This window comes from Desulfobacula sp. (genome assembly GCF_021107415.1).
Genome location: NZ_JAIOSW010000459.1, coordinates 1 through 6,544, shown reverse-complemented (window position 1 = coordinate 6,544; position 6,544 = coordinate 1). Strand labels below are relative to the sequence as shown.

At 38.5% G+C, this 6,544-nt stretch carries 7 protein-coding genes; all 7 read right to left on the bottom strand.

What is annotated here, in order from left to right; all coding sequences use genetic code 11:
* Nucleotides 1-233, bottom strand: a 233-nt coding sequence (gene mraW, locus K8S13_RS23225; RefSeq protein ID WP_291466109.1) for a 16S rRNA (cytosine(1402)-N(4))-methyltransferase, incomplete at its 3' end; no start/stop codon positions are given.
* 5 nt (nt 234-238) lie between these two features.
* A complete protein-coding gene (mraZ, locus tag K8S13_RS23220) occupies nt 239-679 on the bottom strand; it encodes a division/cell wall cluster transcriptional repressor MraZ (RefSeq protein ID WP_291466108.1) in 441 nt (146 codons plus the stop codon).
* Between the two features lie 181 nt (nt 680-860).
* Nucleotides 861-1,583 carry a 1-acyl-sn-glycerol-3-phosphate acyltransferase gene (locus K8S13_RS23215; protein ID WP_291466107.1) on the bottom strand — a complete coding sequence of 241 codons (723 nt, stop codon included), beginning with the start codon at nt 1,581-1,583 and terminating at the stop codon, nt 861-863.
* Nucleotides 1,580-2,521 (bottom strand): DUF4340 domain-containing protein, encoded by a 942-nt coding sequence (locus tag K8S13_RS23210; RefSeq protein WP_291466106.1) that lies wholly within the window; start codon nt 2,519-2,521, stop codon nt 1,580-1,582. The genes K8S13_RS23215 and K8S13_RS23210 overlap by 4 nt, the downstream gene beginning before the upstream one ends.
* Before the next feature lie 13 nt (nt 2,522-2,534).
* Complete coding sequence (locus K8S13_RS23205; RefSeq protein WP_291466105.1) at nt 2,535-4,724, bottom strand: GldG family protein; 2,190 nt, start codon at nt 4,722-4,724, stop codon at nt 2,535-2,537.
* Nucleotides 4,725-4,733: 9 nt separating this feature from the next.
* A complete protein-coding gene (locus K8S13_RS23200; RefSeq protein ID WP_291466104.1) occupies nt 4,734-5,438 on the bottom strand; it encodes an ABC transporter permease subunit in 705 nt (234 codons plus the stop codon).
* 5 nt (nt 5,439-5,443) lie between these two features.
* Nucleotides 5,444-6,400 carry an ABC transporter ATP-binding protein gene (locus K8S13_RS23195; RefSeq protein ID WP_291466103.1) on the bottom strand — a complete coding sequence of 319 codons (957 nt, stop codon included), beginning with the start codon at nt 6,398-6,400 and terminating at the stop codon, nt 5,444-5,446.
* Between the last annotated feature and the right edge of the window lie 144 nt (nt 6,401-6,544).

Sequence of the window (6,544 nt, the reverse complement as noted above, 5' to 3'; positions counted from 1 at the left end):
CTGTGGAACAATAGCGTATTCTCTTTAAACGGGTGTAAAATCTTTTCAGCATGATTGATGGCATCCAAATCCTGATCAATGCCGATCAATATCCCTCCGGGGAGTATTGCCGGGATTGTTGCAAGTGCGTGACCTGCCCCGCCCAGAGTACAATCCACACAGATGTTTCCAGGCTTAAGGTTTTGATGCTCATGCACCTCTTGAGGCATTACAGACGTATGCTCAAATCCCATTGCTACTACAACCCTAGAGAAGCGATTTCCTCCCTTACTTCCTCTTTTTTGAGTTCCTGCTCCATTTTTTTGTTGACCTTGTCCCATCGGTCGCGTGCCCAGATCTCAAAACGATCCAGGTTGCCCACAAGAACAATTTCTTTTTCAAGATTTGCATATTCTCTTAAACTTTTAGGGAGCAGGATACGATCCTGCTTATCACACATGCAGTCACAGGAGTTGCCGAGGAAAAATCTTCTAAAATCTCCCATGGCACGGCTTTTTGCTGACAAAATCATAGCTTCAACTTTTTCCCATTCACTAAAAGTATAAGCGTATAAACAATCATCCTTGTTTGAGACCATGACCCCGTAAATTTTATCCGCCTTCAAGATATTTCTGAACCTTGAAGGGATAATTACCCTGCCTTTGGAATCAATTGTATGAAAGGAGCTTGATCGAAACACTTATTTAAGCCTTAGTTAAAATACATTAACTTACCCACTTTCCACCACCTTAGCCCACACTTTTACTAAAAATGAGTGCTAAGTCAAGAAAAAAATAAAATTTTTTTAAGAAATTATAGATATTGCTTATAAATAAATGAATTTTGGCTATAGCTTAAAATGGAGTGAAGTGGAGTTGTTGTTAAAGCGCTTTGGAAATTGTCCTGCGGGTATGTTCGATTATCTCGTCAAGGTGATCCATGTGGTGTTTTGCAATATGAATCGGGTGATGAACAATAATTTCGATGTTACCAGGCGTAAGATCAAGGGAATCGGAAGGAAGAACATGAATAGAATTCTTAATGGTTATCGGTAATATGGGAAGGCCTGTTTCAATGGCAAATCTGAATGCGCCTTTTTTAAAGGGCATCACATTCCCATCCCGGCTTCTTGTTCCTTCCGCAAAGAACAATACAGATGCTTTTCTAGATATTTTTTTTTGAGCTTCCCGGATTGTTTTTATAGCCGCATCATGGTTGGCTCGGTCAATATAAATACACCCTAACTGATGGCATGCAGATCCGAAAATGGGAATTTTCCCCAGTTCTTTTTTCATTATCCATTTGATATTCAAACCAAGATGACCGTGAATAACAGGGATATCAGCCATACTCTGGTGGTTTGCTACAACCACATAGGATTTGTTCCTGTTATATTTTTTTTTGCCTTTAATGATAATATTCAGGGGAACAATGGCGCAGCAAAGTTTCGCCCATATGACGGCAATGATATTAGCTGCGTCCTGTTTTAACAAAAGCCCTGTAAAAATACATATCAACCCGAGGACCAGGGTAATAGTGAAAAGAAAAGGAATGATAATGATCCATTTATACGGTTGATATGCGATTTTTATAAAAGGGTTCAATCTTTATTTTTTTCTTTTTTAGATATCCCTAAAAGTTTTTCAATATTTGATACAATTTCTTTACCATTGAATTGGCTTAATGCAAAGACATAATCATTCATTGAAGAGATTCCCTTAAAAATGTCTTCCTTGTCGGTTTCAAAAAGCGTCAGCTCTATGCCGCTTTCATTCTCAAGACGTATTTTGCACAAGGGTTTTTCTTTTTCATAACTCTTTTTAGTGGGGGAGTCCAAATATTTTTCACACTCCAGAAATGAAACAGAGGATAAAAGGTTTGAGATTACTTCCTTGTCAGCAGATGTTCCATCCTCAGAATTCCAGGTGGAAAAAGCGTCTTTGCCATCTTTTTTTATCTTTTTAGAAATCAGTGTTTTGGATAATCCATCTTTTTCAATGGTAAAGCGTTTTATGGATTCTTTCTTGAAATCCAATACCTTTTTGTCCCTGAAATTATCCTCGGCCCTGTCAAAATAGGATCTGAAACTGCCATTGGCATGATAGATGTTCTTATTATCTGTCAACATTACAAAGGTATGGTTAAAGGTTGGTGCAGGTTTGCCCATGGTAAATTCAAAAATGGTCTTTGCTCCTTCTAATACTTTAACCCGGATATGTTTTTTATCATCAAGTTCATATCTTTTCAGATCACCTTTTTGGGACACCAATGCAGATAGTTTCAATGTTTTTAAGGTGTCAAGCATGTTTTCTACGGATGGTAAATCTGCAAGATATTCTTTATCAGTAAGTAACCAGTTTTTCTCTTTTTTTATAAATTTTATGGATCCTTGTTTTTTGTCTATAATGAGTCCTGTGATTTTGGAGATATCTATCTGTACAATTTTGGGTAGTACGTAATTATCCTTGTTCTCCTTATGAAACAAAAGATATGCACCCAATATCAGGATGAGCGCGATCAGTATCAAATATTCTTTTTTCATGAATTCATTCCTTTTAAGCGTTAAACCGTCTGGCGATTTTCTTTTTTCTGGATGTTCTTCTGGCAAGGACTAAAAGGCCGAACAGGATAACCAGTATGGGCAGAATAATAATATTAAAAGCTTTGATAATACCTCTGTCAAACGGCGAAGTTTGGGCAATCGGATTTAATGTCTGCTGCTTGCTTCTTAACTGGGCGATTCTATCTTCTTCATTGAGATGGTCAATGATGTTTAAAATAAATGTCGCATTGGTTGATCGGCCTTGAGGGTCCAGCATATTGTCCTGAAGCATCTGGGAACATGGAAGAACAAACAGCTTGGCAGGCTTGGAATTTTCCAGAAATGTATGTTTGGCAGCAAGACCCTCAAGCTTGTTTTTTTCTTCCGGGTTCTTGGCCTCTTCCGGTTTGTTTTCTTCTTTAATATCTTTTTCTCCCAACTCTTTTTCAGGGATGGCCTTACCTTTGAAAAAACTTGTGAAACTCCCTTCAAGGAGATAGGCAAGATCATAGGATTTCATTTCATCTTTTGATTCCGGCGGAGTGCTGAACATGGGATTTAAATTGATATTTCCTTCCATGAGCCACGATTCATCAGATGAAGATAAAAGCTTTGTTACCACAATTTTGTTTTTATCAATATTGTCGTTCACAAGCTCAAGAGGAGAGATCTGCATTGCAATAAGCCCCTTGATATTATCCATGAATTGAGGGGTATTGTTTATGGTTTTCTCTTTTAACATAGGGGCAAAATAAATATTTTGTTCACCGCCGCCCATATTTTTCGGTGCCTGATGCTTATAGGATTGTTTGTCTAAAACATAGGCCTTCTTTATATTGACACCATAATGGGTCAAAAGATTTTCAAGGCCGGTATCAATGGGTTCATATCTTGGCGGTATGCCCATACCACCCTGTTGGGGCATGATTTCATTGAACGAATCCGAGATAAAAGCAATATTTGTCCCCTTCATCAGGGCCTGGTCAATCTGGAATAATTCATAATCTGAAAATTTTTGAGTGGGTCTTGCAATGATCAGACAATTCAGTCCATCCGGGATGGAGCCATCTTTTAATGCAATCTGTTTAATAGAATACCGTGAAGAAACAAGAGAGTTAAACGCCTGCATGGCGGAAGATGGCCTTCCCTGCATCATAGCCATTCTGTCCGGCATAAGGGAGTGGGTGCCATGATCGGACAGGAACCCGATAGCCTTGTTAATACCGATCAATTTTTCCACAATTGCATTGAGCTCCTCTCCCAAAGCAACAGGATCTGCCATTTGATAGGTTGTACCGATGATGGGAAGTTCCAAAACATTGATCAGGGGAAGTGTTGTTGTTTTACCTTTAAATCCAATGACAAGCCCGGCAGCTCCACTGCCTGGCAAAATATTTCTTTCCGGGATGCCAGGCCATGACAGTGCCATTAAATCATGTTTTTCCCCAATTGTATCAAGCTTTTTTTTGTCTGAAATATCAATTATTTTGAATTCAAGAATGCCAAGGCTTTTGCTATTGAGCTTTTCAACAGTATCAGCGACAGCCTTGCCCAGCAATGGCAGTTGATCAAGGCCAATCAGGGGGGCGATGTCGTTGAGGGAAGAGGATAAATACATGTCAATTTTTACCTTCTCGTCAAGCTGTAACAAGGCGCTCACCTTATTGTTCAGTTTCTGGATAGCGGTTGTCAACTGATATTCAAGACCATTTGTTGAGGTAATGGTTTGAATTTTTTCGATCAAATCCCCATGAATAATGACCAACCCCATATAGGCATTTTTAAATTTAATCTCGTCATTTTCCATTATTCTTATCTGGACGGGCTGTATACCGTAATCTTTTGCCATATCCCGATTTTCATCAGCTTTTCCGGTCAGTGTACCTTCTTCTATTGTGACATTATAAAATGTATAATTAAAATATTTTCCACCCTTTGCAGAGTATTCTCCCAAAAGATCCTTGAGATATCGCTCTGTATTATTGTGGGGTGCCGGAAGATTTTTTGAGAAAAATACCTTTATGCTCAAGGGTTCCGACAGGGTAGCCACAACATCCTGGCTTGCCCATGACAAAGAATAGATTTTGTCACGGGTCAGGTCTGCCCTGAAGAAGAGTGTAATCCCGACAATATTTACCAGTACAATGACCACGAGATATAAAATGAATTTAAAATATTTTTCTTTTATTGAAAAGTTGCCCATTGTTTCTCCTTAGTTCTTCTCATGCATAACAATATAGGTTGAAAAAATGAAAATGAAAATCACACTCACAAAGTAAAGGATATCCCTGGAATCAATAATTCCTTTGGAGATATTGGTGAAGTGGGCGTTGGCGCCAATATATTCTATAACAGAAATTATTTTTGCCGGCATGAAAAATAAGAGCTTGTCAAGAATGGTTAAAGTAAAGCACAAAGCGCAGCCAATGATGAAGGCAATGATCTGATTTCTTGTCAGAGATGAGGCAAACAGTCCTATGGAACAATAGGCGCCGGCAAGAAAGACAGCACCTAAGTATCCGCCGATCACAGGCCCGGGATCAACCTCACCGATAAAAGAGATGAAAATCGGATATGAAATGGTGGGAATCAGCATGGATGCAGTAAATAAAGTTGCTGCAAAAAATTTGCCCAGAGCAATATCCGTAAAAGAAACCGGCATGGTTAAAAGAATTTCATAGGAACCAATATTCTTTTCTTCGGAAAACAGCCGCATGGTAATGGCGGGGATGATAAAAGAAAAAGTAATGGGAAGCAAAGAGAAGAAATCTCTTAAGTCAGCCCGGCCAAAAATAAAAAATGTGGAAAAGAAAAACCATCCTGTTACAATCAGGAATAGAGATATCACAATATAGGCAATGGGTGAGATGAAATAATCTTTGAATTCCTTAATGGCAATAATTTTAATTTGTTTCATGGTATTTATACGTCCTCCCCTGTTTTTTCCTGGGTCAATTCCTGGAATATTTTTTCAAGGGCCTGGGATTTTTTTGTAAGTTGTATAATTATCCAATTGGTCTCTTTTATTTTAAGATAGATATCTGATCTAAAATCCCTATCATCAGGACTTGTGATCTTAAACGAGACAAGATCTTCCTCAACAGGCTCAACATTTTTAACATTAAGATTTGGATGAATGCTCTTTAACAGGGATGTGGCATCATCCTTTGAAGCCCCTTTAAGAGACAGTTTGATAAAGGAGTTTTGTTTGACACTTAGTTTAAGATTGGCAGTTGTATCATCTGCAACCACTTTTCCCTTATTAATAATAGCAATCCTGTCACATGTTGCCTCGGCTTCACTCAAAATATGGGTAGAGAAGATAATGGTTTTTTCTTTACCTATGGTTTTAATGATATTCCTTATTTCGGCAATCTGGTTCGGGTCCAGGCCGGAAGTCGGTTCATCCAGAATTAAAATCTGAGGGTCGGTCATCATGGCATGGGCAAGGCCCACTCTTTGTTTCAAGCCTTTTGAAAGATTGGCAATGGGCTGGGCCATAATGGAAGAAAGCCCGCAAAGATCTGATAACTGCAGGAATCTGTCATACCGTTTTTCCTTATCATCAATTCCTTTTATCCTGGCCACATACTCCAGATAGTCATAGACCAGCATATTGTGATAGAGGGGGGCGGATTCGGGCAGATAGCCGATTAAAGATTTGATTTTAATGGCATCTTTCGGCAAATGAAAATCATTTATTTTTATTGTGCCTGAATTTGGCGAAAGATATCCGGTTAACATTCTTAAGGTTGTCGTCTTTCCCGCACCATTTGGACCCAGAAGACCTAAAATTTCACCTTTTCGGATTGTCATGCTGATGTTGTCTACAGCACATAAGTCTTTATAGTGCCGGGTCAGGTTTTGAACTTCAATCAACGTTTCCTCCTCGTTAACAGTATTGAGATGTAAGATATGGCTAATGAGTTTTTTTTCACATCTTAAGTCTCATATTTCATTATTAAAATTTTTCTATAACTTTGCTTTTCTCAATAAAATCGGTCAGTTCATCTTCAGTTTTTT